Below are 2,358 nucleotides of genomic sequence, written 5' to 3'. Positions count from 1 at the left end.
TACGGTTAGCATACCATAGATGTTGCGGTCTGCGAGCTTGTTCCACAGGGGCATGGCCTTGTAGAAATATTGCTCTGCCTCGTCGAACCTGCCAAGCACCACGAGGGCGCTCCACATGTTGGAGTTTATCAGCAGGCTGTCCGGTTTGTGTCTCAGACCGGCAGAGAAGTGCTCAACGGCCTGCGCAGCCCTGCCATGCTTTAAGAGATAGACGCCGTAGTTGTCGTGTGCTACGTAGTTGTTGACGGTAACATCGAGGGCGTGTCGGAATACGGTTTCGGAATCCCTCCAGCAGCGCACCTGGCGGAAGGTCAAAACGCTTAGGACGATTACAACGACGACAAGTATCCCATGCCACCACCGCGCTACAGGCCGGTATGCAACGGCGATGAACAATCCCACCGCCGGTATGTAGACGTACCTGTCTGCCATGGGCGCCGACCCAACCTGCACTACCTGAAGCACCGGCACGAGGCTGCCAAGAAACCAGAGCCATCCAACCAGGAGATAGGGGTCGGTCTTTCTCCTGATGACAAACACTGTCGTCAGGGCAGCTATAAGCGCCAGGGCAAGTCCCACGTGCCACAGCGGATAGCCCTCTGAGGGTGGATAGATCACGGCCATGTCGATGGGCAGAAGCAGCTTGCCAATATAGTCCGTGTATGATACAACGGCGGCAAAGATGCGCTCTTTAAGCGGACTCACGGAGAGCGACACAAGGGCCTCGGCCTTATGCTGTGCCAGTATGGTCATGATGCTTGACAGGAGACTGAGCAACAGTAGGGGCAATTTCTCCAACACGTGTAGACCGCGTCTGAGCGGCCAGTAGTCCAGCAGCAGGAGCACGAAAGGGAGGGTCACGAGCATTGGCTTTGCCATCAGTCCCAGGGCAAGGCAGAGCACAACACTCAGGTAGCGCCATGTACCGGGATGCCTGGTGTAGTGGTTATAGCACAGCATCGTCAGCATCCAAAACAGGGTGGACAGCACGCTCTTTCGTTCCGACGCCCAGGCAACCGATTCCACATTCAGGGGGTGGAGGGCAAAGAGTGCCGCTACCATTGCACTTTGCCAGGGCATTCTGGTTGTTGCGTTGAGGAAGGCAAACAATAGCGCCGTATTAGCCAGGTGCAGGAGCAGGTTGACGAGGTGGATTGCCTCCGGACGCAGTCCAAACACCGTGATGTCTGCCAGGTAGGACATCCAGGTCAGGGGGTGCCAGTTGCCAAAGTAGAATGTCCTCAGCGACCAGAGCACGTTGTCAACCGTCAGACCGCTCTGGATAATGGGGTTTTCGGTCAGATACTTATCGTCATCGAAGTTTATAAAGTCGTTGTACTGCAGTGGCCAGTATGCCGCCAGCGTCAGCAAGAGCAACACGCCCACAAGAATTATGGGACGGTTTTCGGGGGATATGTCTCTTACCATCATGTCCGTAAAGCCTATCCGCTATACATACGCACAAGGGAACTCAGAACTGTATCCTGACGTATGCCTTTTCGGTCAGCTCTTGCAGGCTGCTGTCGAGTCTCTTGTTGACCTCCTCCTCGATGAGCAGTTTCTCTATGTTTTCCCTTACGTCTTCTATTTCCGTGCCCTTGAGGTCGTCTTTGTGCTCTTTGTAGAACCTCTCTATGTCCTCGTTTTTTATTATGACAAGCGATTTAATCTTCAGGTCTATGTACTGTTGAATCATTTCGTCGTCCGTGCCGTTTAGTTTGAGTTTTAGAGCCTCTTTTTTTAGCAGGAGCCTGTTTATCATTACCCTTACGGCCTGGTTTCTGGTCAGCGCCGGCGTGGTTTTATGAAACCTGTTAAATTCGCTCAGGGTAATGGCCGTTTCGTCCACGAAGGCCACCACGCGGTCTGCCAGTGTCAATTCGGCCCCGGCTGGGACAATAACCAGCACAAGCAGCGATAATGTCAGAATCATACGGTGCATTATCAGACGACTGACTGCCATCAAAATGCCTGTCCGATGCTGAAGTAGAATCTGCCGGGTTGTTCGTCTTTGGCCCTGTTGAGCTTATGGCCGTAGTCCACCCGCAGAGGGCCTATTGCGGTCATGTATCTCAGGCCCAGGCCTGCCGTATACTTGACGTCAAAGGGATTGAAGTCCTTAAAATCGTTCCAAACATTTCCGGTATCCATGAAGGTGACCATGCCAAAGTCGCCTATTACCCTGAAGCGCATTTCGACGTTGGTCATCGTAAAGGCATTGCCTCCTTGTGGATAGCCCTTGCTACCCTTAGGGCCGAGGGTATCCTGCGCATAGCCCCTGACGCTGGTGCTGCCGCCCAGGAAAAACCTCTCCACTATGGGCAGGTCTGCCGTCTGCAACCAACCCTGGCCTATACC

General features: G+C 53.7%; 3 protein-coding genes. All 3 read right to left on the bottom strand.

Annotated elements, in window-relative coordinates; translation table 11 throughout:
* The coding region (locus tag HWQ67_RS16520) for a tetratricopeptide repeat protein (RefSeq protein ID WP_218253786.1) at nucleotides 1–1,431 on the bottom strand (1,431 nt) is incomplete at its 3' end.
* Between the two features lie 40 nt (nucleotides 1,432–1,471).
* Nucleotides 1,472–1,963, bottom strand: a complete 492-nt coding sequence (locus tag HWQ67_RS16515) for a hypothetical protein (protein WP_218253785.1) — start codon at nucleotides 1,961–1,963, stop codon at nucleotides 1,472–1,474.
* Nucleotides 1,963–2,358 (bottom strand): BamA/TamA family outer membrane protein (locus HWQ67_RS16510; RefSeq protein WP_218253784.1); only part of this gene is annotated, 396 nt, incomplete at its 5' end. The genes HWQ67_RS16515 and HWQ67_RS16510, both read right to left, overlap by 1 nt.

Source organism: Candidatus Magnetobacterium casense (assembly GCF_019173545.1).
GTDB classification, from domain to species: domain Bacteria; phylum Nitrospirota; class Thermodesulfovibrionia; order Thermodesulfovibrionales; family Magnetobacteriaceae; genus Magnetobacterium; species Magnetobacterium cryptolimnobacter.
Note: the sequence above shows the minus strand (reverse complement) of the source record. Positions and strands in the feature narration are given on the sequence as shown.

Coding starts and splice junctions, on each gene's coding strand:
- HWQ67_RS16515 (WP_218253785.1), bottom strand. CDS start 1,963: ATGGCAGTCAGTCGTCTGATAATGCACCGTATGATTCTGACATTATCG.